General features: G+C 57.2%; 23 protein-coding genes. 16 read left to right on the top strand and 7 right to left on the bottom strand.

Going from position 1 to position 23,435, the window contains the following annotated elements:
• Positions 1–174 precede the first annotated feature (174 nt).
• From COHPA_RS0109390 to COHPA_RS0109380, 3 genes are read left to right on the top strand one after another with little or no spacing between them, the layout of a single operon-like run.
• Positions 175–1,521, top strand: coding sequence for a phenylacetate--CoA ligase family protein (locus COHPA_RS0109390; RefSeq protein WP_027085922.1), 1,347 nt, complete (start codon positions 175–177; stop codon positions 1,519–1,521).
• Between the two features lie 31 nt (positions 1,522–1,552).
• Positions 1,553–3,301: an AMP-binding protein gene (locus COHPA_RS23280; protein WP_027085921.1), complete on the top strand. Its 1,749-nt coding sequence runs from the start codon at positions 1,553–1,555 to the stop codon at positions 3,299–3,301.
• A 24-nt stretch (positions 3,302–3,325) separates the two neighbouring features.
• On the top strand, positions 3,326–3,913 hold the full coding sequence (locus tag COHPA_RS0109380; RefSeq protein WP_027085920.1) for a 4-hydroxybenzoate synthetase: 588 nt from the start codon (positions 3,326–3,328) through the stop codon (positions 3,911–3,913).
• Between the two features lie 59 nt (positions 3,914–3,972).
• Here COHPA_RS0109380 and COHPA_RS0109375 read toward each other — a convergent pair whose 3' ends face one another.
• From COHPA_RS0109375 to COHPA_RS0109360, 4 genes are read right to left on the bottom strand one after another with little or no spacing between them, the layout of a single operon-like run.
• Positions 3,973–4,254 carry a hypothetical protein gene (locus COHPA_RS0109375; RefSeq protein WP_027085919.1) on the bottom strand — a complete coding sequence of 94 codons (282 nt, stop codon included), beginning with the start codon at positions 4,252–4,254 and terminating at the stop codon, positions 3,973–3,975.
• Between the two features lie 30 nt (positions 4,255–4,284).
• Positions 4,285–5,001: a hypothetical protein gene (locus tag COHPA_RS24335; RefSeq protein WP_027085918.1), complete on the bottom strand. Its 717-nt coding sequence runs from the start codon at positions 4,999–5,001 to the stop codon at positions 4,285–4,287.
• A complete protein-coding gene (locus tag COHPA_RS0109365; protein WP_027085917.1) occupies positions 4,991–5,248 on the bottom strand; it encodes a hypothetical protein in 258 nt (85 codons plus the stop codon). Before COHPA_RS0109365 ends, COHPA_RS24335 begins: the two co-directional genes overlap by 11 nt.
• A 40-nt stretch (positions 5,249–5,288) precedes the next feature.
• Positions 5,289–5,801, bottom strand: a complete 513-nt coding sequence (locus tag COHPA_RS0109360) for a tetratricopeptide repeat protein (protein ID WP_027085916.1) — start codon at positions 5,799–5,801, stop codon at positions 5,289–5,291.
• Between the two features lie 246 nt (positions 5,802–6,047).
• Here COHPA_RS0109360 and COHPA_RS0109355 point away from each other — a divergent pair, with 246 nt between their 5' ends.
• On the top strand, positions 6,048–7,550 hold the full coding sequence (locus tag COHPA_RS0109355) for a hypothetical protein (RefSeq protein WP_027085915.1): 1,503 nt from the start codon (positions 6,048–6,050) through the stop codon (positions 7,548–7,550).
• Between the two features lie 64 nt (positions 7,551–7,614).
• Here COHPA_RS0109355 and COHPA_RS0109350 read toward each other — a convergent pair whose 3' ends face one another.
• The gene (locus tag COHPA_RS0109350) at positions 7,615–8,169 is read right to left on the bottom strand and encodes a PadR family transcriptional regulator (RefSeq protein WP_027085914.1); all 555 of its coding nucleotides are present in this window, start codon (positions 8,167–8,169) and stop codon (positions 7,615–7,617) included.
• Positions 8,170–8,292: 123 nt separating this feature from the next.
• Here COHPA_RS0109350 and COHPA_RS0109345 point away from each other — a divergent pair, with 123 nt between their 5' ends.
• The 8 genes from COHPA_RS0109345 (at position 8,293) to COHPA_RS25950 (ending at position 16,482) form a co-directional block, all read left to right on the top strand.
• Positions 8,293–9,750, top strand: coding sequence for a DHA2 family efflux MFS transporter permease subunit (locus COHPA_RS0109345; protein WP_027085913.1), 1,458 nt, complete (start codon positions 8,293–8,295; stop codon positions 9,748–9,750).
• Positions 9,751–9,884: 134 nt separating this feature from the next.
• On the top strand, positions 9,885–10,601 hold the full coding sequence (locus tag COHPA_RS0109340) for a queuosine precursor transporter (protein ID WP_027085912.1): 717 nt from the start codon (positions 9,885–9,887) through the stop codon (positions 10,599–10,601).
• Positions 10,602–10,638: 37 nt separating this feature from the next.
• Entirely contained in the window at positions 10,639–11,868 is a 1,230-nt protein-coding gene (locus tag COHPA_RS0109335; RefSeq protein WP_027085911.1) for an MFS transporter, read from the top strand.
• A 916-nt stretch (positions 11,869–12,784) separates the two neighbouring features.
• On the top strand, positions 12,785–14,611 hold the full coding sequence (locus COHPA_RS0109330; RefSeq protein ID WP_156926633.1) for a glycoside hydrolase family 9 protein: 1,827 nt from the start codon (positions 12,785–12,787) through the stop codon (positions 14,609–14,611).
• A 96-nt stretch (positions 14,612–14,707) separates the two neighbouring features.
• Entirely contained in the window at positions 14,708–14,869 is a 162-nt protein-coding gene (locus tag COHPA_RS25540) for a hypothetical protein (RefSeq protein WP_156926632.1), read from the top strand.
• A 26-nt stretch (positions 14,870–14,895) separates the two neighbouring features.
• Positions 14,896–15,150: a hypothetical protein gene (locus COHPA_RS0109320; protein ID WP_156926631.1), complete on the top strand. Its 255-nt coding sequence runs from the start codon at positions 14,896–14,898 to the stop codon at positions 15,148–15,150.
• Positions 15,151–15,164: 14 nt separating this feature from the next.
• The gene (locus COHPA_RS0109315) at positions 15,165–15,524 is read left to right on the top strand and encodes a response regulator (RefSeq protein ID WP_027085908.1); all 360 of its coding nucleotides are present in this window, start codon (positions 15,165–15,167) and stop codon (positions 15,522–15,524) included.
• A 118-nt stretch (positions 15,525–15,642) separates the two neighbouring features.
• Positions 15,643–16,482, top strand: coding sequence for a hypothetical protein (locus COHPA_RS25950; RefSeq protein ID WP_027085907.1), 840 nt, complete (start codon positions 15,643–15,645; stop codon positions 16,480–16,482).
• 321 nt (positions 16,483–16,803) lie between these two features.
• Here COHPA_RS25950 and COHPA_RS0109305 read toward each other — a convergent pair whose 3' ends face one another.
• On the bottom strand, positions 16,804–17,124 hold the full coding sequence (locus tag COHPA_RS0109305) for an ArsR/SmtB family transcription factor (protein ID WP_027085906.1): 321 nt from the start codon (positions 17,122–17,124) through the stop codon (positions 16,804–16,806).
• A gap of 97 nt (positions 17,125–17,221) precedes the next feature.
• Positions 17,222–18,382 (bottom strand): ROK family transcriptional regulator, encoded by a 1,161-nt coding sequence (locus COHPA_RS0109300; RefSeq protein WP_027085905.1) that lies wholly within the window; start codon positions 18,380–18,382, stop codon positions 17,222–17,224.
• 194 nt (positions 18,383–18,576) lie between these two features.
• Here COHPA_RS0109300 and xylA point away from each other — a divergent pair, with 194 nt between their 5' ends.
• The 4 genes from xylA to COHPA_RS0109280 all read left to right on the top strand — a co-directional run bounded on the left by xylA (position 18,577) and on the right by COHPA_RS0109280 (position 23,412).
• Positions 18,577–19,893, top strand: a complete 1,317-nt coding sequence (gene xylA, locus COHPA_RS0109295; protein WP_027085904.1) for a xylose isomerase — start codon at positions 18,577–18,579, stop codon at positions 19,891–19,893.
• A gap of 146 nt (positions 19,894–20,039) precedes the next feature.
• Positions 20,040–21,536, top strand: a complete 1,497-nt coding sequence (gene xylB / locus COHPA_RS0109290; RefSeq protein ID WP_027085903.1) for a xylulokinase — start codon at positions 20,040–20,042, stop codon at positions 21,534–21,536.
• A 134-nt stretch (positions 21,537–21,670) separates the two neighbouring features.
• Positions 21,671–22,531 (top strand): SDR family oxidoreductase, encoded by an 861-nt coding sequence (locus tag COHPA_RS0109285; protein WP_027085902.1) that lies wholly within the window; start codon positions 21,671–21,673, stop codon positions 22,529–22,531.
• Positions 22,528–23,412 (top strand): DUF1835 domain-containing protein, encoded by an 885-nt coding sequence (locus COHPA_RS0109280; protein WP_027085901.1) that lies wholly within the window; start codon positions 22,528–22,530, stop codon positions 23,410–23,412. Before COHPA_RS0109285 ends, COHPA_RS0109280 begins: the two co-directional genes overlap by 4 nt.
• Positions 23,413–23,435 lie beyond the last annotated feature (23 nt).

Raw genomic sequence — 23,435 nt, 5'->3', positions numbered from 1 at the left:
GTCTGGCAGCCGTCCCCTCCCCAACATCCAACCCAAATCCGTGCCTTTCTAAGGCTTTACCCATTTTCAGCGCGTATGCGCGATTTTGGGTAGTTGTTGATTGTCCCTCTACCTCCATTCACATATCATAATCGCGAACGCTTGTTGAAACATGTTTGGACCAGGAGGGTTCTCATGAGAAACCAATCGCACAAAATGACCGTCTCGATCGACGAGCATACTTCGCATCTGGAGCCGTTGAAAGCTTTTTTCAAAGCGTTGGATCAAGAAGGCGTTACGATCGAGAAACTGCCGGACGATCGCAGGGAGCAATACCAGCTTCAAGCGATCAATTTGACATTGGAGCATGCATGGAACCGCAACGCCTATTACCGCGCTTCGCTGGAGGCGGCCGGTTTCGAGTCGCCGAAGATCGACGCTCTTCATCAGGTGGCGTCCATCCCTCTGCTGGGCAAAGACGTCATTCGCGGAGACAAGTCGAAGCTGCTGTGCGTGGAGCCGAAGGATATCGGGCAAGTTCATCTGACGAGCGGAACGTCGGGCAAACCGATCTATACGTCTTATTCGCTCGCCGATCAGTACGTTTACGATTTGCTGCCCAAATATTCGGAGCTATTCCCGGAGACGGACGATGACATCGTAGCGATCGCGCTGCCTTATGAATTCGCCCTGCCGGGACTCGGCTTCCAGCGTCTGTTCCAATTCGCGTTCGGCTCGGCGATTCTATCGCTAGGCAAAGGCGGATATATGGCTCCGGTGGACAAGTCCCTAGAACTGATGAAGGAATACCAGGCGACGATTCTGGCGACGACGCCGTCCTACGCGGCTCTACTCGCGGAGGAGAGCGCCAAGTACGGCATTACGCCGGGCGTCGATATTAAGCTGAAGCGCATCATCCTCACGGGGGAAGGCTGCTCCTATACGTTCCGCAGAAGATTGGAGCAATGGTGGGGCTGCGAGGCGTCGTTCTTCTACGGCTCGACGGAGTGCGGCGTCGTCGCGGTCGAGTGCGAGGAGCACAAAGGCTATCACGTCGCTCAAGGCCACGTCTTCATGGAGGTCGTCGATCCGGATACCGGCGAGCCGCTCGGCTACGACAAGACGGGCGAGATCGTCATGACGACGCTGCTTCGCGAAGCGATGCCGATGGTGCGCTACCGCAGCGGCGATATCGGTTACTTGACGAGGTCGCAATGCGCCTGCGGCATTACGATGGATGTGCTTCACCTGCGAGGACGGATGGAAAACATGATCCGGCTGAACGGCGAGGATTACTCTCCGTTCGTGCTGGAGCAGTTTCTGCTCGAAGTCCCCGATGTCGGCATGTGGTATTACTTCGTCATCGAGGACGGGAAGCTGACGATCGAGGTCGAGCCTTTCCGCACGGAGCTTAACGATAAGAAGCTTGCCAGAAAAGTAAGGAATCACATCGAGCAATCGCTCGGCATCGAATGCGACGTCGTCGTTAGACGCGACATTCCCCGCACGTTCGGCAAAGCGACTCGCGTGATATTCAAATAAAGATTGGATCAGCGGAAAAGGAGAATCGCACATGCCGACCAGCTTAGAAGAGCGGGAGCTCAAGCTTCGAGAGTTGCTCTCCCTCTTACCGAACTCCCCGTTGTACCGCGATAAACTGGAAGGATACGATACGTCCCGGATAGCACTTGCGGACATTCGCTCGCTTCCGCTGACGACGAAGGCGGAGCTGAGGACAGCGGGGGCGTTCGGATATTTGGCCGTTCCGAAGGAACAAATCGCGCAATATCACGAATCGACCGGAACGACCGGCGAGCCTTCCGTGTCTTGGTTCACGCTGGAGGATATCGCGACAGGCGGGAGACAACTGAGAGAATGCGGCGTGAACCTCGCTTCGGACGATTTGGTCCTTATTCGCTTTCCGTATGCGATGTCGCTGCCGGCATTCCTCATGCAGGACGCCTGTTGGGCAACCGGAGCGGGCATCGTGCCGGCCAGCGGTCGTACCGTCGTCACCCCTTATCCGCGGGTGCTCGAGCTGATGAAGCGGCTCGGAGTGACGGTCATCGCGGGGCTGCCTCGCGAGATGGAGCTGTTGGCCGAGGCCGCAAGGCTGCTCGGGCAGCAGCCAAGCTGGGACTATCCTTCGCTTAGGGCGATATGCGTAGCCGGGGAGCTCTTGAGCGATGCGCGCAGAAGGCATATCGAACGGCTATGGGGCGTGCCCGTCTTCAATATGTACGGCTCGACGGAGACCGCGAATATAGCCGTCATGTGCGAGCAGGGCGTTCTTCACGTCAGGGAGCAGGATTTCATCGTCGAGGTGCTGACCGAAGACGGGGGCCACTCTGTCGCGGAAGGAGAGAGAGGCTACGCCGCGATTACGACGTTGTCCCACCGCGCTTCTCCGCTGCTCCGTTACTATAACGAGGATATCGTAGCGGTCGCGCCGCATCGTTGTTCTTGCGGGCGATCCGGCGCCTCGCTTACGCATTATGGCCGGGCCAAGGATCGGATGACCTTCGGAACGACGACGCTGGATGCCCATGACGTTCAGGAGGCCGTCTATTCGCTCGTGCCGGCGCCCGATGCGTGGAAGGTAATAGAACAGGAGAGAGGACTTCACGTGCTGCTCGATTCCCATCGCAGCGAACAATGGTCGGAGGAATCCGTCGGAATACAGTTGTCGAGATGGCTGCGCGTGCCTGTAACGGTAGAGATCGCGGCGGACGGCGTTCTCCTGGATCGAGACGGGTTGTTACGGAACGTGCCTTCGACAAAACCGATTTACATTCAACGTTTCGCAAGAACCGCCGATCCGGTCAGAGAGCTGTTGGACCGGGGGAGGGAGCTGTTCATGAGCGGCGATTACAGCGGTGCCAAGACGGCATTCGAGGAAGCGATCGTCGTCAACGAGCGCAACGCGGAGTCGCATGCATGGCTCGCGGCCGCTTACGGTCGTCTGATCGAAGCTGGAAATATGCAAGCGAAAATCAAGCTGCTCCCGATATTCGAGAACGAGGTGAGAACCGCTCTCGAGATCGATCCGCTGCATCCTTTTGCCAGAAGAATGAACGGATCGAGGCTGCTCAATACGCCGGAGTCGCTGGGAGGCAATCCCGCGCTCGCAGCCGAAGAATTTCAGTATAGCTTGGCACATGGATTGGACGACGCGGACTTATGGGTACAACTCGGTCAATGTTACGTGAAGCTCGGTCGCGGCGACCAAGCGCTCGAGGCGATTCAAGCCGCTCTGCGAAGGGAGCCGGACCATCGGAAGGCACGGCGGTTGATGGAGGCGCTGCAGGAGGAGGACGAATGATCGGAAGGAGGATCGATCACGGTTATGGTGGACATGTACCCGGGAATAGAGCAATACATGCTCGATCAATTACACCAGCTATTATTCGATATTTTACTCGCCACCGACGGTCGAACGACGGATATATTAGAGACGTTGTTGGATGAGAAAATGAAAGTAGAGGTCGTACGGCAGCAGCAAATCGATGAATCGGCAGCCTTGAACGTGGCGGGACTTTCCTCAGGACCTTATTACGTGCGGGAATCGCTGCTCATCGGCGATCAAAGCCGGTTCATCGTATCTCATAATATCGCCCTCGTATGCTCGCAGCACGTGCCTCCCGCGATGTTCGAGGCGCTGGCGGCGAGACAAGAAGGAATCGGCAAGACGATCGGCGACCTAGGGCTGCAGACGTCGCGCAGGCTGTCGGACTGCGGTTGGAGAGCCGCTGCGGAAACCGTCGACCTATTCGGCATTCCGATCGAGCTTCGCTTTACATCCTCGCAATCGACCGATCGAACGCCTTATAAGAGGTACGCCATCTATTTCGGCGACAAAGCGGGCATTCACCTTCTTGAATATTTCAACCCCGATATCGTACGGCACCGGTTGCTGCGCGGCAGCGGCTGGTAACGAACGAACAAAGCTCGCAGCGGATATTCGCTGCGAGCTTTGCGATTTACGGATCTGAATTATTCGGATTTATTCTGCTTAGAGCTCCTGATCGCTTGGAGAAATTCAGTGCCGGCGGCCATCAGTTGCTGGCCGGCTACAGCCGCGCTGCTCTGCAGGGCGGATTTGACTTTCTCGATGACGACGGAAGTTTCGGGAAGCAGCTCGTCCGCGGATTCTCTCAAGTTCTCGGTGAGCGCTTGAGCGCCGCCGATCGCGGCTTTGTGGGCTTTGTCGGCGAAAGCGGACAATTCGAGCTTCACGATGTCCAAGAAGGAGCTAGCGTTCTCATTGCTTGTCATGGCTTCACCTCCTCTCTTCCTAAGATGAAGCTATTTGCGTTTCGTGAATTTGAGCAAGGAGGCGCCCGCAAGGCCGATAATGACGCCCGCAAGATCGCGCAGCTCGAATTTATCGTTCGCGGGGGCCGACATGGAGCGGATTGCCGACTTCGACTTCACGCTTGCGAGACGGATCAGCTTCTCGTCGTTCGTCAGCTTCGGCAGCATGCTCCAGCACAGCTTCGCTTCCTTCGGGCGCTCCGTACGATAATAAGCTTCTCCGAGCTCGTATACGAGTTGGGCGTAAGTCTTGCGGTCGAGACTGCCGGGATTCGCCAGCTCATAGTCGATCAGCATGGCGTAATCCTCGATCGCCGTATTCGTGCGATGGAAGAACGACTCGGGCAGGCGATAGGCGACCTTGCCGCGCAGTATGCGATGCGAGCGCCGCCCCGGTTCGGCCGCAACGGCTTCGTCCAGCAACGCGAGCGCTTGTTTGGCCCGATCGAGTTTCTCGGAAGGCCTGTTGGAATCGCGAGCCATTAACGCAAGCGTGCTGCCATAGTAAGCTTTGACGATCGCGCTGCCCGGATATTGCGCGTGAAGCGACTTAAACTGCGCCTGCGCGTTCTGCACGGCTTCCTTGCTGCCCGCGACGCCTTCGTTATGATGCCGGACCGCGGCGGCAAGCCGGTCGTCGAAGGACAACTCCGGCACGGTTTCCGGCTGCGCGCGGATGACCGCGGGGGCGATTCTGTTAGCCGCCACGAGTGAATCGCTCCTTCCTCGAAAGCTTGCTAGAGTCCGTCGTTTCGATTAGGCGCAGCTTGTTGTCGTAAGCGCGCGGGGTATCGTCATTGGTTGTCAGCTCAAGCGGTTCGTCGGTTTGACCGCGGTTTCCGAACGCGGCCAGCGCGATGGCGAGCGCGGAGAGGATGAGCATGACGATACCGAGCACGAGACTGACGACGAACAGAGCCCGGCTTGCTTTTCCTAATTTCGGGTTTCTCTCCATCCTTGCTCGCATCCTTTCGTGATCCGTTTGATCGCTTCTTTTAGCGCAACTGAGAGAGCTGCTGTCTGATTGATCTTGCTTGGTTTAACTTCCCTATCGACTCGTAAGCTTTCGCAAGGCCTTGAAGCGCTTCCTTGTGCTGAACGGGCGTTAGAAAACCCGGTTTCTTCTCATTGCGCGCCAGCAATTCACTGAAGTCGTTGATCGCGGTCTGCGTTCGGCCGAAAAAATCTTCGGGCAGCCGAAGACAGACGTTGGCGCGTATTAGCCGAATGACCGCGTTGCCGGGAGCCATCGCAACGGCGCGATCGAGCGAGGCCAGGCCTTGGTTGGCCTTGTCCGCTTTGTCCAATATTCGCGTCTCGTCCCGCGCCGTTAAAGCCAGCGAGCTGCCGTAATAAGCTTCGGTCAACGCGTCGTTCGGATCGGCTTTGCGCAATTCGGATAATTGTGCGTAAGCGTCGGCGGCTGCCTGACGATCTCCTTGGATCCCTTTGCCGTGTCGTTTGATTGCCTCGTCTAAACGTGTTTTAAACGTGTTGTCACCTGCCATCGTCCTACCTCCAGACCGTAATTACATTCTCACGTTATGGCGAATCGATAGATTTAGTGTTGGGTGCATGTGGTTACGAGATAGACAAGTGCATGCGTTCGGCGAAAAATAGGCGGCGGAACGATCGGGGCACCGCGCAAGAAAAGTTGCTTCGGCAGATTCCCCATGTGCGGCCGACTACATAAACATAGTAAAGGAGCGTTTATTCGCTAGTATGATTTCAGACCGCAATAGGGAGGCAACAGCGTGAGCGACAATATTGACGAATCGCCGGCTTTGGAGACGGAAGAGGCAACGCCCGAAGCCGTTCCCGTACAACAAACGGAAGCGCCGAAGAAGCGGGGGCGCAAGCGGAAGGAGCCGGTAGAAGGCGAGGCTGCAGAGCCGAAGCCAAGGCGCACGAGAAGGAAACAGACGGCCGGGGAAACGGATGCGACTCCGGTTGAGGCGAAGGAGGCGACGATTCAGGCGGAGGAAACGAGTCAAGCGGAAGAAGCGATTCAGGAAGAAGAAGCGATCCAGGCTGAAGCAAAGAATCAAGCGGAGGAAGCCGTTCCTATAGAGGAAACGGCTCAGCTCGAGGAAACAACGAAAGTCGAGGAAAAGAACCAGAGCGAGAACGCGCCCCGACTGGAGGCGATGGAGCTCGTCTTTTCCGGGGAAGAGGAACTAAGGTTAGTAGCGATCGCCGACGAAGCGGAGACCGCTCGTTCAACAGAGGTCGCTGCGGAACCGGTCGAGGCTGAGCCGCAAGCGGCGGAAATCGCCGAAACAGCCGGTACCGTAAGCGAAGCCTCGGAAACCGACGAGGAAACCGAATGGCGTAACCTGATTCGCGCGGAGCTGCGGAATAAGAACGTACCGCTGAGCCGGACAACGGAGGCGCCGAGCGCGAAGCCGGCCGAGCCTGTTGCGCCGGTCGAACCTGTTGCTTTCAGGGTGCCTGAGGATCTGTCGGAAGTTTCCGACGACCCCGTCGCGGAACCGGCAGCGGCACTGCCGAAAGCGTCAGTCCCGCCATTGATGCCTAGCAAGATTAGGCCCGCCCGCCCCGTAGATCCGAGAGAAGACCGGAAGAAACGAAGGAAAATCGAGGAGTTCGAAAGAAGCTTGCGCCGGACAAGAGAAGACGTAGAGAGAGAGTCGCACGGCGAAAAGCCGAAGAGAGAGGAAGTCCGTAATTCGCGGTTCGAGAATGGAACGGAAGAAGAAACCTCCGCGAAAGCCTCTAAGCCGACCTCGCCGGTTCCGACTCAACCTTCCGCTCTCCAATCGGCTCCATTGCTAGCCGTGCCGCCCGTCGCACCCGCGCCTGTCGCAGCTGCCGCGACCGCCCGACGACCGGTTCAGCCCGTTCGATTCGTTCAGCCCGTCCAACCCGTTCAATCCGCCTTCCGGTCGCCGCCAAGCGCGCCGATCGAGCCGACGGTTCCGGTTGTCGTTGCGCCGCCGCAGCATGCGGAGACCGCGGCGCCTCAAGCGCCGTCCATTCCAACGCCGGTCCCGAGGGAAGCACCGCCCTCTCCGATCTGGCATAGAGGAATCGGGAAGAAGATGAAGTCGAAGCGCAAGTCCAAAACCCGCAGAACGAAAGCCGGCGCCGTATCCAAGTCGATCGCTGGCAGGAGAGTCGTTAAGAAGACGATCAGGAAGGGCAAAAGCGTCAAGACCGTCAAGACCGTCAAGAGGAAAGCGGTTGTCCGCAAAATCGTCAAACGGAGGGTCGTTAGAAGAAAGGCCGGAGGCTAACCCGTTTCCTTGAACGCTCGGATCGGTCACGGAGTCTCTCCGTGACCGGGCGTGACGGGCGGCTTTAGCGGGAGTTCGCGATCAGCGCAAGCGCCCACTCCGTCCATTCGATATTCAAGCGTGCGGTCCGCAGCGCTTTCTCGAGCAGGACGTAGGAGCCGAAGCGCGGGGAATCGAAGGGCGGAGCGGAACCGTCGGCAGGGAAATCTCCTTCTTCGCGAAAGCGGCAAGAAGTTGCCTCGTGTCGGCGCAGTTTGCGGCGATAGTATTCCAGGCGCTCCGCGAACAGCCGTGACGCGCCATCCGGGTCCGTATAGGACAAACAGTACGCCTTCAGCATCAGCTCGTCCCGGGTGACCGGATCCGCCGCCGGTTGTTGCAGCCATTCCCGCAGCGCTTGTTTGCCTTTGTCGGTTAAGGAATACACTTTTTTATCGGGTCTTTCGCTCTGGGCCACATGCTCGAAGCGAACGTACTCTTCCCTTTCCAAACTCGCCAGAAGCGGGTAGATCTGACTGTGCTTGGCCGGCCAGAACGGTTGCGTCTTCAGCATCAGGTCGTATCCGGAGAACGAAGCTTGAGAGAGCATGCTTAATAAGCCGTACGATAAAGTGTTCATCTTGAAGCCTCCGAGGCGTAAGTAATCTTTGACATCTATTCATAACCCATAGTAATATAAAATGCACTATTGCTATATGTAAATAGATACATAAAGAATGTTCAAGGATGTGGAGCGGGATTCATGAGTAACGATTCCAATCAGACAGTACGTTTTTGGCCGGTGATGGTTGCGATATTTATCGGCTCATTTTTATGCATTTTGGCCTCCAGCACGATAACGCTCGCTTTGGAACTGCTCGGCAAGCATTTCGAAACTTCGCTCGACACGATTACGTGGACGATGACCGGGTTCATGCTCGCGATGGGCACGTTCGCTCCGATCGTCGGCTATCTGGGCGAAAGGTTCAGCTATAAGAGAGTTTACTTGTATTCGCTTGTAGGCTTTACGCTCGCGTCCGGTTTGTGCGCGGTGGCGTGGAACGAATTCGCGCTGATCGCTTTCCGCGTCGTGCAAGGCGCGTTCAGCGGATTGATCCTGCCGGCGACGATGTCGATTATCTATCAGGTTATTCCGCGCGAGAAGCAACCGATGGCCGTGGCCATGTGGGGCCTGGCTTCGATGATGGCGCCCGCGTTCGGTCCGACGCTCGCCGGATGGCTGCTGCAGCACTATGAATGGCAATGGCTGTTCCTGATGAACATTCCGATCGGTCTGATCGCCATCTTATGCGTCGCGATGTACATTCCCTATTATCGGCTTAGCGTACCGAAATCGTTCGACGCGCTCGGATTTGTCTTCGTTATCGCGAGCAGCTCGTCGCTCTTGCTCGCGCTCGGCCAAGGACACAAATGGGGTTGGGGCACTTGGAAAGTCATCGGCCTTCTCGCATTCGGCGCAGTTACTCTATTGCTGTTCGTCTGGCGGGAGTTGACCGCGAAGCATCCTCTATTGAACCTTAAAGTGTTCAAGAACAGACGATATACTCTTAACACGGTCATTGCCAACATTCTGACGATCAGCCTATACTCCGGCACGCTCCTGACGCCCGTATTCCTGCAGCGCGTGCAATCCGTGTCGGCGGTGGATACCGGACTGATTCTGCTGCCCGCGTCGCTGGCAATGGCTCTGATCATGCCGATCGTCGGCAAGCTCTATAGCTCCGTCGGTCCTCGTATCCTGATGATCGTCGGCATCGCGCTATTGACCCTTGGAACGCTGATGCTAAGCTGGCTGAGCATCGATATCTCGCATACGTACGTCATCGTCTGGATGACGGTGCGCAACCTCGGGATCGCGATGGTCATGATGCCTTCGAGCAACGCGGGCATGGAGCTCGTGCCGAGAGAACTGAGCGGCCACGCTTCCGCGATCATGAACTGGACCCGCAACGTGTTCGGTTCGTTCGCCATCGCGATATTCACGACGATGCTGGCATCGCGCGGCACGACCCACGGCACGAATCTCGCGATGAGCGGCGAGACGGACCAGGGCTTCATCGCGAACATGGCATTCACGATGAGCGTCAACGACGTCTACCTGCTCGCGACGTTCATCGCGGCGCTCGCGCTCCCGCTCGCTTTGTTCAACCGCAAAATAAAACCTTTGAGCGACGATACGAAAGTCGAGGAAGCGGCATAATGCCCATAACCGGACGAGCGGAGCGATATTCCGTCTCTCCGGTTTTTTTCATCTGTGTTATAATTAGTCGTTCCGTATAGCGGAACCGCGGTTCGCAAACTCCCGCGTAACCAAAACTAGGAGGTCATTATACGATGTTCACGTTCAACCTCGGCTGGGGCGCCTTATTCGTCCTGGTCAACTTCGCGTTGTTCCTGATCTGCTACCGGCTGTTCGGGAAGCAAGGACTGTATGCCTGGATCGGCGCGGCGGTCGTGCTCGCCAACGTTCAAGTCGTAAAGACGATCGAACTGTTCGGCCTCGTCATGACGCTCGGCAATACGATTTACGGCACGATTTATTTGACGACGGACTTGATCAACGAGAAGTATGGAGCGAAGGAAGCCAGGAAAGCGGTCTGGTTCGGTTTCTTCATCCTCGTCATGTCCACGATCCTCATGCAGATGGTGCTGAAGTTCACGCCACAAGAGACCGATATCGCCCAAGAGTCGATGGAGACGATATTCGGCTTGCTGCCTCGAATCGCGCTCGGCAGCTTGGTCGCTTACGCCGTCAGCCAGACGCTGGACGTGCAAGTGTTCAGCAGGCTGAAACGCCGATATCCGGCTAGAAACCAGCTGTGGCTCCGACTGAACGGAAGCATCGGCTTAAGCCAGCTCGTAGATACGCTCGTGTTCTGCACGATCGCGTTCGCTCCGATATTCGGCAACGATGATTATACTTGGGGCGTATGGCGCGAAATCGCGCTCACGACCTATCTCATTAAATTCGTCATATCCGTAGCGTGCACGCCTGTCATTTATATCGCAAGAAGCTTTACGTTCAAGGAAGAGGGAACTTCCGCGCAATAGTTTTGCAAGGCGTTGCCCGCGACAAGGGGGAAGTACAATGGCTTCAATCTCGCAAGCCCGCTCACCGTCTGCGGCGGCCCAAGCCACGACGGTGATGCCGGTGCTCCTGGCCGTCAGCGCGATACATATGCTGAACGACTCCATGCAGGCGACCGTGCCCGCGCTGTTTCCGATCTTAGAGAAATCATTGGATCTATCGTATGCTCAGGTCGGGTGGATCGGGTTCATGCTGAACATGACTTCTTCGGTCATGCAGCCGGTCGTGGGGGCTTACTCGGACCGCAAATCGTTGCCGATGATGATTCCGATCGGAATGTCTCTCAGCTTGATCGGGATGATAGGCATCGCTCTGGCGCCTCAATTCTGGTATTTGCTCTTCGCGGTTATGTTCATCGGCTTCGGCTCGGCGATCTTCCATCCGGAAGGCTCTCGCATCGTATACTTCGCCTCCGGCGGGCGTCGCGGATTCGCCCAGTCCGTCTACCAGGTCGGCGGCAACGCGGGCAGCTCGCTCGCTCCGCTGATGACGATATTCATATTCGTGCCGCTAGGGCAATTCGGCGCCATATGGGGAACGCTGCTTGCGGGCATGGCGATCGCCGTCAGCGCCGGTCTCGTCCCCTGGTATAAGAAGAAGCTTGCGCAATGGGAAGTAGAGAGGGAGAAGCGGCTTGCGTCCCAAACGAGCGCCCGCGAGCTTGCCAACCATCCCCGGATGAGGTTCGCGCTCGGCTTGCTTATTTTTCTCGTGTTCGCACGGTCTTGGTATCATTCCGGCATTAGCAGCTTCTTCCAGTTCTACCTGGAGGAAGATTACGGGCGGTCGGTCGGGCAAGCGCAAGTGCCGGTGTTCTTATTCCTTGCCGCCGGCGTATTGGGCACGTATTTCGGCGGGGTGCTGGCGGACCGGTTCGGTCTGAAAAATATGATCGTATTCTCCATAGCCGGAGCGGCGCCGTTCGCGCTCGTGCTTCCGCATCTGCCGCTATATTTGATCTATCCGGTGATCACGCTGCTTGGCTTCGTTATTCTGTCCGGCTTCTCCGTCGCGGTCGTCTACGCGCAATTCCTCATGCCTTCCAAGGTCGGCATGGCGTCCGGCCTGACGACGGGGCTGGCGTTCGGCATGGGCGCGATCGGCGGCGTCGCGCTAGGCAAAGCGGCGGACGTATTCGGAATGTCCAGCGTCATGTTCTATTGCAGCTTCCTGCCCTTGTTCGGGTTATGCGCCGTGTTTTTGCCGTCGGACCGGAAGCTGCGCGAATAGTTGTCGGAATGGCGTTGGCAAGCCGACCGTGCGAATTTTTCGTACGGTCGGTTTTTTTTAACCTATCTATTTCAATAGGGTGAACTGGGATGAGAACGGGTCGTAAAGCGGACATGCCCGGGATCATGTTCGTAGGTGCTGGCGTGATAGTTGCTATCGTGTGACCGTGAATACGGTCGCACAGCGACGGAGCGAATCCCACTCTCTCTTTCTCTCTCTCCGCCAACCAATAGAACCTGCGATAGTACATCTATTTCATAGAACCGGTAGGGTATGAAATCAATAAATGCAAATGTGCAGGTGATTGCTAGTCGCGTGACTCCATTGAAGATGTGCAGGACTAATACCTGCAATTTTGCAGGAGGAAGTGTTAAACGAGCGATTACGGGTAGGATTAAATGCAGAATTGCAGGTGCTGTGGCTCCAGAGGAGGACAAAGCGTGCGAACCCCCCCGGTGCAGCGACGGAAGTAAGAGGACGAAGCGTGCGAACCCCCGGTGCAGCGACGGAAGTAAGAGGACGAAGCGTGCGAACCCCCGGTGCAGCGACGGAAGTAAGAGGACGAAGCGTGCGAACCCCCGGTGCAGCGGCGGAAGTAGGAGGACAAAGCGTGCGAATCCCCGGTGCAGCGGCGGAAGTAGGAGGACAAAGCGTGCGAATCCCCGGTGCAGCGGCGGAAGTAGGAGGACAAAGCGTGCGAATCCCCGGTGCAGCGACGGAAGTAGGGAGAGTCCCGGGAAAAGATTGGCAACGGTATTTAGCGTTTGAGACGAGCGCGCCTGACCGATCTGAGTAGGATCGATTTTTTAGCGGCGGTCTACTCGATCTCGCACCGTGGAGGAGGAAATTCATGGGCGGAGTCGAAAACGTATGTTGAGAGTTGATAACGTTTTCCGTAAATGGAGGAGTGGCTTCCTTGATAAGATGCAGGACGTCGACAATGGTGTGCATTCTGACAGTAACCTTGACATTCGGCGCGGCGACGGCGGGCTGCGACAATAACGAGAAAGCGGTTCCTACTGTCTTGCCGCCGGTGAAATCCGAACGAACTGCAACTCCGGTGATTAGCGATTCTCCCCGCGTAGAGGGGCTGCGCCTGCACGTCGATCAGGTCGGCTACTTGCCGGAATCGCCGAAGACGCTCGTCGTCGCGGCGGACGAACCGTTCGCGGCAATGACGGTTCAAGTGGTCGCCAAGGGCGGCGACGAGCCGGTATGGGAGGGCATGCTTCCAGCCGCTAAGGCCGACGAGAATTCCGGCGACTGGGTTGCGCGGGCCGATTTCGAGGCGCTCGCGACGGACGGCGCGTACGAAGCGGTTGCTGGCGGCAACCGGTCCGCTCCTTTCCTGATCGGCGACGACGTCTTCGACGACGTATGGACGAAGGTGGCGAGATCGTATACGGCGCAGCGGGCGAGCTTCGAGCAGGACGATCCTTTCACCGGATTGAAGCTGCTTGCCGGTCATAAGCAGGACAAAGAGGCGAGGCTGTTTTTCAAGGATGAGGGTCATCCGTCCGTCGTCGACGTGAGCGGAGGCTGGTACGATGCGGGCGATTACGGCAAATACGTTCCGACCGCGGCGATTACCGTCGGACAGTTGCTGGCCGCATTCGAACTTGACCCGATAACCGCCGCCGCTCCGTTCCTGACGGAACGGGAGACGGCGTTCTGGCCGGCTGCGCCGCAAGCGCCGCACCTGCTCGCCGAAGCCAAGTACGAGCTCGACTGGATGCTTCGCATGCAGCGGCGAGACGGAGCGGTCTATCATAAGGTGAGCGCGATGTCTTTCCCCGCGTACATCCTTCCGGCGGAAGATTTGCAGGACCGGTACGTGTTCGGCCTATCGACGTTCGGAACGGCATTGTTCGCGGGAGCGGCGGCGATGGGCGCGCGTATATTCGAGCCGTACGATTCGGCTTACGCGGAGAAGTTGCTAGATCGGGCAATGAAGGCGCAGGCGTGGCTGAGCGAGCATCCGGATGCGTACTTCCGCTTCGACGAAGGCCAGGATACGGGCTCGGGCCCTTATAGCAAGCCGACCGATCGCGAAGAGCGGTTGTGGGCGCTCGCCGAGCTATTCAAGACGACGGGCGACGGGAAGTATGAAGCCTACATTCTGCGCGACTACGCCGATATGCTCGGTAAGCCGCCGGGCACCGTAAGCTGGAACAACGCCCAGTTGCTCGGGCAATGGGCGCTCGCGACCGCGGAGAAGAAGCCGTCGGCCGTTCGGGACGAAGCCGCGACGGCCATCGCGCAAGCGGCGGACGTCATTGTCGGCCGCATCGGCGAAGACGATTACCGCAGTTCGCTTGCAGCGAACGAATACAAGTGGGGCTCCAACCAAAACGCTCTCGCGAACGCTGAGGTATTGCTGCTCGCCAATCGGCTGAAACCGAGCAAAGCATACGCGAACGGCGCGCTTGAACAGCTTCATTACGTACTCGGCCGCAACGCGATGGGCATGAGCTACATAACGGGCGTCGGCAGCCGATACCCGCTGAAGGTGCATCACCGGATATCGCTTATGTCCGGCGTGAAGGTGCCGGGGCTCATGGTCGGCGGCCCGAACAAGTTCGGCGGCGACCAGACGCTCGCCAAAGTAATCGAGCAGGGCGCGTTCCCGGCCAAGAGCTACATCGACGACGAGTCCAGCTACGCGAGCAACGAATACGCCATCGATTACAACGCTCCGTTGCTATTCGTTCTGACCGAGTTCCGCTCGCAAGAGGCCGACTAACACCGAACTAACATTTTGCAAATATTTACTCGCGAACTTTCCCAAACAGTTGCATTCATAATATTGGATAACCCAAAGCCATAGAAGGAGACAACGATGAGTCGGGATATCCGGGATTTGCTGCTGGGCAGCATGTGCGACTCCGCGAGGAACGTTATTCCGCGGCCGATCGCTCGCTCCGAATCCGTGCCGGCCGATGTAACCGACCGGTCGACGAGCTGGGCATTGCGATCCGTTTCGAGAAACCGATCGGAATAAAAATGGTAATGGACGGCGAACGTCGATTGTTTAGTAAGTTGAGCGAAATGATCTTCGGCATGCCGATGGAAGGCGAGATGCTCGATAGCTGCGCGCAAGTGATCGTCAATATTATCGCCGGCGGTACGACGACGCCATTGAGTTGCCGCGGCATTGCCGCCGATATTACGCCTCCGTCGCTCCTTAACGCGAGTACGTCGGTTGAGGGATACGAGGGCGGGCTTGCGCTCTTCATTGAAGAAGTCGGCACGATGCGCATTCTGCTGCTGGGCAGCAACTAAGGGAGAGATCGAAGATGGCCAAAGTATTAGTCGTGGACGATGCCGCATTCATGAGAATGATGATTAAGGATATTTTGGTCAAAGGCGGTCACGAAGTCGTCGGGGAAGCCGAGAACGGCAGAGTCGCGATTCAAAAATATCAAGAACTATTGCCGGATATCGTGACGATGGACATCACGATGCCGGAGATGGAAGGGATCGAAGCGCTTAAGGAGATCCGCAAACAGCATCCTGCCGCCAAAGTCATCATGTGCTCGGCGATGGGGCAGCAAGGGATGGTCGTGCAGGCGATTCAAGCGGGCGCCAAGGATTTCGTCGTCAAGCCGTTTCAAGGCGATCGCGTTTTGGAGTCGTTGGCGAAAGCGCTCGGTTAACCGGAATATAACATTCAGCAAACCTTTAGTTCATTTTAAGGCGGAATTCATCCCATTTTCAGGAACGTTGACCATAATGGGCGATGGAAGGCCAAACGAATGAACCGGAGGGATAACCTTGAGGATTACAGCCAGAACTTTAAGCATTACGGCGGCGCTGGCCGTCATGATTCCGCTATCCGCTTATGCGGCAACGACGAACGGCAGCACTTCTAGCGACGGAAAGGGCAAGGGAGATCAATCCGCGGTGTCCGCCGTTAGCGGCGATTACAGAGGGCATGGTCCGCGAGGCGGCTTCGGGGGCCAAGGCGAGGTGCTGAGCGAGCAAGTTCTCGATTTGCTTAAGCTGGATCGAGCCGCGGCGATGGAGAAGCTTAAAGCCGGTTCGTCGCTTGCGGAAATCGCCGGGCAGCAAGGCGTATCGCGCGACAGCCTAAAGGCGGCAATGAAGGACGCAATCGATAAGCAACTCGAACGAAGGAAGGCGGACTATGCCGCGAACTTGGACAAGCTGATCGATTCCGATCTGAAGAGTCCGGGAGGCAAGATCGGGTTCGGCGGCAAGGTTGATTTGACGGCGGTCGGCACGGCGTTGGGACTACCCGCGGACGAGCTGAAATCCTCGTTCTCGGACGGCAAGTCGCTGGCCGACGTAGCGAAGGAGAAAGGCGTGGACGCTCAGAAGGTAATCGACGCCGTAACGACTTCGTTAAAGAACGATATCAATCAAGCGGTGAAGGACGGAAAGCTTACGCAGGAAGAAGCGGATAAGCGTCTGGCTAACGTTGCGGCATCGGCCGAGAAAATCGTGAACGGCGAGCGCTTCGGTATCGGCTTCGGCGGGCATCGCGGAGGCCACGGGGGTCGCGGCGGTCACGGATTTGGCGAGTTCGGCCGGGGCGGCGGCGCCTCGGGCTCGTCAGAGACGCCGGCGCCTTCGGCATCGGCCTCTAGTTAACCCTCTATCAATTGAAAAGCTTGCTCAAGCAGCCCGTCAGACGGGACTTGGGCAAGCTTTTTTTTATGTATGAACGCTGATGAACGCTGATTAACGGTATCGAATACAGTTGTAAACATAGTTTAGTTTTTAAAGAACCGGATGGGATGTACGAAGTGCACTTATTTCAAATAGAAAATGTTTTTTTGGCTGTAACTATGGGTGTCCGCATGCATCTCGTGCAGGTAAATCGATAATCGTACCTACTACAAAGGTGATGAACTGTATGTTGTACAGGCGTCTCTTGATCTTGCTAAGATGCAATGTTGGATGCAGGAATGGCTAGCCGCGCTCCGGCAGCTCCGCGAGCGACTGAAGCCTTTCGCGCCGTCCGGGCAATTGGGAGAGGAATACGCGCAGGTCCGGGAAATCATCCAGGTTGAGCGAATAGTATACCCATTGGCCGCGTTTCGTCTCCTGCACCAAGCCGGCGCTCTTGAGCTTGCGCAGATGCTGGCTGGCGTTCGGTTGGCTCGTGCCGAGCAAATCGACGATATCGCCGACGCATAATTCGCGTTCTTGAAGCAATCCTAGAATGGCGAGCCTTGTTCGGTCCCCGAGCAGCTTGAGCAATTCGGCCATTTCGGCTAGTTGATCGTTCATAGGATTCGTGCCTCCGTCAGAGTGCGAGAGATTAGGAGTATAACGGGAAGACATATTTGTACATAATTATACAATGCTTTTGGGGTATGGGCTAGACTTACGTCGATTTTAGCCGGTTGAAGAAGCCCGAGATCGCCATCTCGCCGGCGCCCATCATGGCGGAACGCTCGCCGAGCTCCGCGAACAGCAGCTGCACATTGCGCAGATGGAAGCCGATCGCCCGCTTGATAACCGTCTGGCGCAGCTCGCCCTCTACCCATTCGCGGGCTTGGCTCATCCGGTTGCCGATGATGACGGCGTCAGGGTTAAACACGTTGACGATGTTCGCGATTCCGATGCCGAGATATTCGCCGATCCCTCTGAACAATTCAAGCACCTCGGGCTTGCCTTGCTCGGCGGCCAGCAGCAATTGCTCCAGATCGCGGTAGCCCATCGTCTCCGCTTTCTCGAGAAGCGATTGCTCCGAAGCGTACATCTCCCAGCATCCGCGATTCCCGCAACTGCAGGGCTTGCCGTGCGCTTCGACGGAAAGATGGCCCATCTCTCCGGAAAAGCCGGAGGTGCCTTTATAAAGCGACTTGTGCAAGATCAATCCCGTTCCGATACCGATTCCGACGCTGACGTAGACGAGATTGGCGATGCTGCGGCCGGCACCGTGCTTTTGCTCCCCGAGCGCGCCGGCGTTCGCTTCGTTGTCGATCGTCACCGGTATGCCGTAATGATCGGACAGCTGCCGTTCAAGCGGAACGTCTCGCCATTTCAAGTTCGGGGCGAACAGCACCGATCCGGAACCGTCGACGAGTCCGGGCACGCCGACGCCGATTCCGACGATGCCGTACGGACAGCTCGGGGCGGAGGCGATCAGTTTATCGATTATGGTACAAAGCTCTTTAAAGACGAAGTCGGGGTCGGTCGAGCGCAGAGAAGACGTCAGCTCCTTGCCGATACCGCCTTGCAGATCCATCAATACGCCCCGAATATAGTTAACGCCAAGGTCGATGCCGATCGCATGTCCGGCGCTCGCGATGAATTCGAGCATGACGGGCTTGCGTCCGCCGCTGGACTCTCCCGGGCCGGTCTCGAGCACGAGAGAGCCGTCGATCAAATCTTGGACGAGGCTCGATACGGTCGCTTTGTTCAGACCGGTGCGCTCCGAGATTTGAGCGCGTGACAGCGGTGCGCCGCGCAGGATGGACTCCAATACGATCGCAGTATTGATTCGTTTGATTAACGCTTGATCTCCGGTTGGCGTCGTCATCGTTATCGTGCGGCTCCTCGACTTTTTTGATGATATTATATCATATTTTTTAAGTAAAAAAACTTAGTTTATTGGATAGACAAACTAAGATTCGCGTGCTATCCTTAACACATGCAGCACAATAGACAACGCTTACAAGGGTGAGTTTCTTCTAGCCCGAAGAAGATCAATCTTATCAAGGAGGAATTAACCAAATGAGCAAGTTCATCAACGTACCTAAGATTCAGTACGAAGGACGCGGCTCCAAAAACCCATTCGCGTTCAAGCACTACAACCCAAGCGAAGTCGTATTCGGCAAAACGATGGAGGAGCACCTGCGTTTCGCGGTCGCTTACTGGCATACGTTCAACGCAGCCGGCGCTGACCCGTTCGGTGCAGGTACTGCCGTACGCAGCTGGGACTCCTTGTCTCCGCTCGATAAAGCGAAAGCTCGCGTAGAAGCGAACTTCGAATTGCTCGAGAAACTTAACGTTCCTTTCTATGCGTTCCACGATTTCGACATCGCTCCGGAAGGCGCAACGCTGACCGAGACGAACAAGAACATCGACGTCATCGTCGCGATGCTGAAGGATTACCAGAAGTCCACGGGCAAGAAACTGCTCTGGAACACGGTTAACCTGTTCACGAACCCTCGCTACGTTCACGGCGCGAGCACGACGAACAACGCCGAAGTATTCGCATACGCGGCTGCTACGTTGAAGAAAGGTCTCGAAGTCGGCAAAGAGCTCGGCGCGGAAAACTACGTTTTCTGGGGCGGCCGCGAAGGCTACGAGTCTCTGCTTAACACGAACATGAAGCTTGAGCTCGACAACATGGCTCGCTTCCTCCATATGGCAGTAGACTACGCGAAGGAAATCGGCTTCGATGCCCAATTCCTGATCGAGCCTAAGCCGAAAGAGCCTTCGAAGCACCAATACGACTTCGATACGGCTACGGCGCTTGCGTTCCTGCAAAACTACGGCCTGAAAGACTACTTCAAAATGAACATCGAAGCGAACCACGCTACGCTCGCCGGCCACACGTTCGAGCACGAGCTGCACGTCGCGCGCATTAACGGCGTACTCGGCTCCATCGACGCGAACCAAGGCGACATGCTTCTCGGATGGGATACGGACGAGTTCCCTACGGATCTTGTCGCAACGACGCTCGCGATGTACGAAATCCTCAAGAACGAAGGCGGCATCGGCCGCGGCGGCGTTAACTTCGACGCTAAAGTTCGCCGTTCCTCGTTCGAGGACGAAGATTTGTTCTTCGCTCACATCGCAGGTATGGACACGTACGCACGCGGACTTAAAGCAGCCGCGAAGCTGATCGAAGAGCGCATTCTCGACGATATCGTCGACGCGCGTTACAGCAGCTTCGCGACAGGCATCGGCGCCGACATCGTTGCCGGCAAAACGAACCTGAAGACGCTCGAAGCTTACGCGCTTCAAGCGAAGCCGATCGTGAACAAGTCCGATCGCCTGGAGCAACTGAAGGCTACTTTGAACGATGTCATTTTCAGCGTATAATCTAGCCAGCGCAATGCGCAGCACAGAACCCGCAAAGTGAACCGGATGCTTCGGAGCCTATACCGATTACTTTGCGGGGACCCCTTACGCCGCCCCCCGGAAGCTCCGGCGGGGCGGTTTTTCATTTGAAGGAGGAGTATACACGGATGAAATACGTCATTGGCGTTGACTTGGGAACGAGCGCGGTAAAGACGCTGCTGATCGGACAAGACGGAAGCGTGAAAGCGGAAGCGACGCGGGAATACCCGCTTTTTCATGAGAAATCGGGTTGGAGCGAGCAAGAACCCGAAGATTGGGTAACGGGCACGATCGGAGCGCTGCAGGAGCTGACGAAGCAATCCGGCGTATCTGCCGGCGACATCGAAGGAATGAGCTTTTCCGGCCAAATGCACGGTCTTGTGCTGCTGGATGCGGACAACAAACCGATCCGCCGCGCGATTCTGTGGAACGACACGCGTACGACGGAGCAATGCCGCGAAATCGAGCGCAAGCTTGGCGACAAGCTGCTGAGCGTTACGCGCAATCCGGCGCTCGAAGGCTTTACGCTGCCGAAGATCCTCTGGGTGAAACAGCATGAACCGGAGACGTTCGCGAAAGCGAAGCTGTTCCTGCTGCCGAAAGACTATCTCCGTCTTCGCTTGACCGGCGCATCGCATATGGACTTGTCCGACGCCGCCGGCACGCTGCTGCTGGACGTCGCGGGCAAAGCATGGAGCAACGACGTGTTATCGGCGTTCGACTTGCCGGCCTCCTTGTGCCCGCCGCTCGTCGAAGCAAGCGGGTTCGTCGGCACGCTGTCGCCCGAAGCGGCTGCGGCTACCGGCCTCGGCGAGTCGACGAAAGTGTTCGCGGGCGGCGCGGATAACGCTTGCGGCGCGATCGGCGCGGGCATCCTGTCCCCGGGCGTCACGATGTGCAGCATCGGAACTTCCGGCGTCGTGTTGACGTACGAAGCCGATGCCAGCGCGGATTACAAAGGCAAAGTGCACTTCTTCAACCACGGCAAGCCGGAAGCGTTCTACGCGATGGGCGTTACGCTCGCCGCGGGTTATTCGCTCGGTTGGTTCCGCAACACGTTCGCCAAAGGCGAATCGTTCGATGCAATGCTCTCCGGCATCGACGAGATCCCTGCCGGTTCGGGCGGACTGCTGTTCACGCCTTACCTCGTCGGCGAGCGCACGCCGCATCCGGACGCGGTCATTCGCGGGAGCTTCGTCGGCATGGACGGCAGCCATTCGCGCGCGCATTTCGCTCGTGCGGTCATGGAAGGCATCACGTTCTCGCTGAACGAATCGATCGATATTTTCCGCGCGGCGGGCAAGACGGTCGACACGATCGTATCGATCGGCGGCGGCGCCAAAAACCCGGTATGGCTGCAAATGCAAGCCGACGTGTTCCAAGCGAACGTCGTCGCGCTCGAGAATGAGCAAGGACCTGGACTCGGCGCGGCCATGCTGGCGGCTGTCGGCTGCGGATGGTTCCCAAGCCTGGACGCTTGCGGCGAAGTATTCGTCAAACGCGCTCGCACTTATACTCCGAACAAGGCTTCGAGCGAAGCGTACGCGAAGTTGTTCAGAATTTACCAGCAAGTGTACGGTCAGACGAAGACGCTGAATGAACAACTGAGCGCTTTCAGAAACTGATTGAGTACGCTACAATAGCAATATGGAAACGGGTGCCTCCCTTTTCCGCAAGCCTCCGCATTTCCCGGCCGGTAACCGGGAGGAGGCTTTTTAACTTTCTCCCATGATCGGCGGATGCCGTGGAGGTTGTGACGATGCTAGCTGACAAGCGCAATGCGGCTTTGGTAACGGGAGCGGGAAGCGGGTTCGGGCTGTTAACGGCGTTGCTCCTTGCGGAAAAAGGGTGGATGGTATACGCGGGATTACGGGATTCGAGCAGAAGCGAAGGTTTGGTGAAGGAAGCGACCGCGCGGGGCATCGCGGATCAAGTCGTGCCTCTTCAGTTGGACGTCACCGACTGCGGGCAAATCGCGCAAGCGGTCGAGACGATACGCCAGCGGCAAGGACGTCTGGACGCGCTCGTGAACAACGCGGGTTTCGCGGCCGGGGGCTTCGTCGAAGAAGTGCCGCTGGAGCGCTGGCGCGAACAATTCGAGACGAACGTGTTCGGACTCGTCGCCATGACGCAGGCGGTTTTGCCGATGATGCGCGCGCAGAGATCGGGCAGAATCGTGCTGATCAGCAGCGTCAGCGGCAGGATCGGGTTTCCCGCGCTTGCTCCTTACGTCGCGTCTAAGCATGCGGTGGAAGGATTCGGGGAGTCGCTTCGTCTTGAGGTAGCGGGTTTCGGCATCGGCGTCAGCTTGATCGAAGCGGGACCCTACCGGACGGAGATCTGGAGGAAAAGCATAGATTCGTTGCAGGAGCCGACCGCCGAGTCTGCCTATCGCGGCTATTACGTTCGGCTAAAGCCGATTTTCGAGCATAACGCGGAAACCGGAGGCGATCCTTCTCATGTTGCGGCATCGATATGGCGCGCTATCAGCGATAACAAACCGAAACTGCGCTATCAGCCGACGAGCAGCGAGAAGAAGACGTTGCGGGCGAAGCAATGGCTTCCGTGGGGTTTCATCGAGCGCATGGCGCTGAAGGCGATGGGAGTGAAGAAGTCATGATCGATTCATCGGCAAGCAACGTACTTCATATCGTCAACGGGGACATCGTAGGAGATCAACTGCGGACGTCGTCGCTCGGCGGGCGGGTGCTCGTATGGCGCGAGATTTACACGGCAGGTCCGCTAACGGCCGAGCTTGAGGTTCGCGCGGAATGGCTCGGCGAGCGTTACGGCATTCCGAAGCAGGAATATATGGACTTCGCGGACAAGCAGAACCGAGTCTATGAATTGGCTTTACGCAACAGGCTGCGAATCGCGATTTGGGTCGATCCCGATTTGTTCGACCACGCCATATTAATGAAGCTATGCCACGCGGCGGTGTCCGCAGCGGATCATAACGGGGCAATGCTAGAACTCGTTGCTCTTCCGGCAGGTCCTTATACGGATGAGCGACTGTACGAGTGCTGGCAGCACCATCGCCGTCAACTGACGGCGACCGATATCGAAGCGCTGGCCGCCGCGTGGGAAGCTTATGCGAAGCTTGACTTCGCGGCGGTAGAGAGATGGATCGAGGCTAGCGGGGCTAGTAATCCCGAGACGGCATCGGCGCTTTCTTGGCACCTGAAACGACAGCCCGGACAAGACGGGCTGGGACTCGTCGAGCGACTGACGCTGTCGTTGCTCGGCGAGCGCCGCGAACAAGGCTTATCCAAATTCAAGCTTTTCGCGCGGGTGTCCGAGCGATGTCCGTTACTTGGCATGGGCGATCTTCAATATTGGCGAATCATGGACGTCTTGGCCGCTTGCGAACCGCCTTTGATCCGTATCGAATCGTCCGAAGCCGTATTCCTTACGGAAACCGGAAGGGATGTTGTTGCAGGGAAGACGAGAGCTCCCCTTCCAGCGAACGAAATCATCGCGGACAACGAACCGTTCGCATAGCCGACCCGTCCGTTGGCAATCCT

Source organism: Cohnella panacarvi Gsoil 349, from assembly GCF_000515335.1.
Taxonomy (GTDB): domain Bacteria; phylum Bacillota; class Bacilli; order Paenibacillales; family Paenibacillaceae; genus Cohnella; species Cohnella panacarvi.
This window is presented reverse-complemented; position numbering and strand designations above follow the sequence as displayed.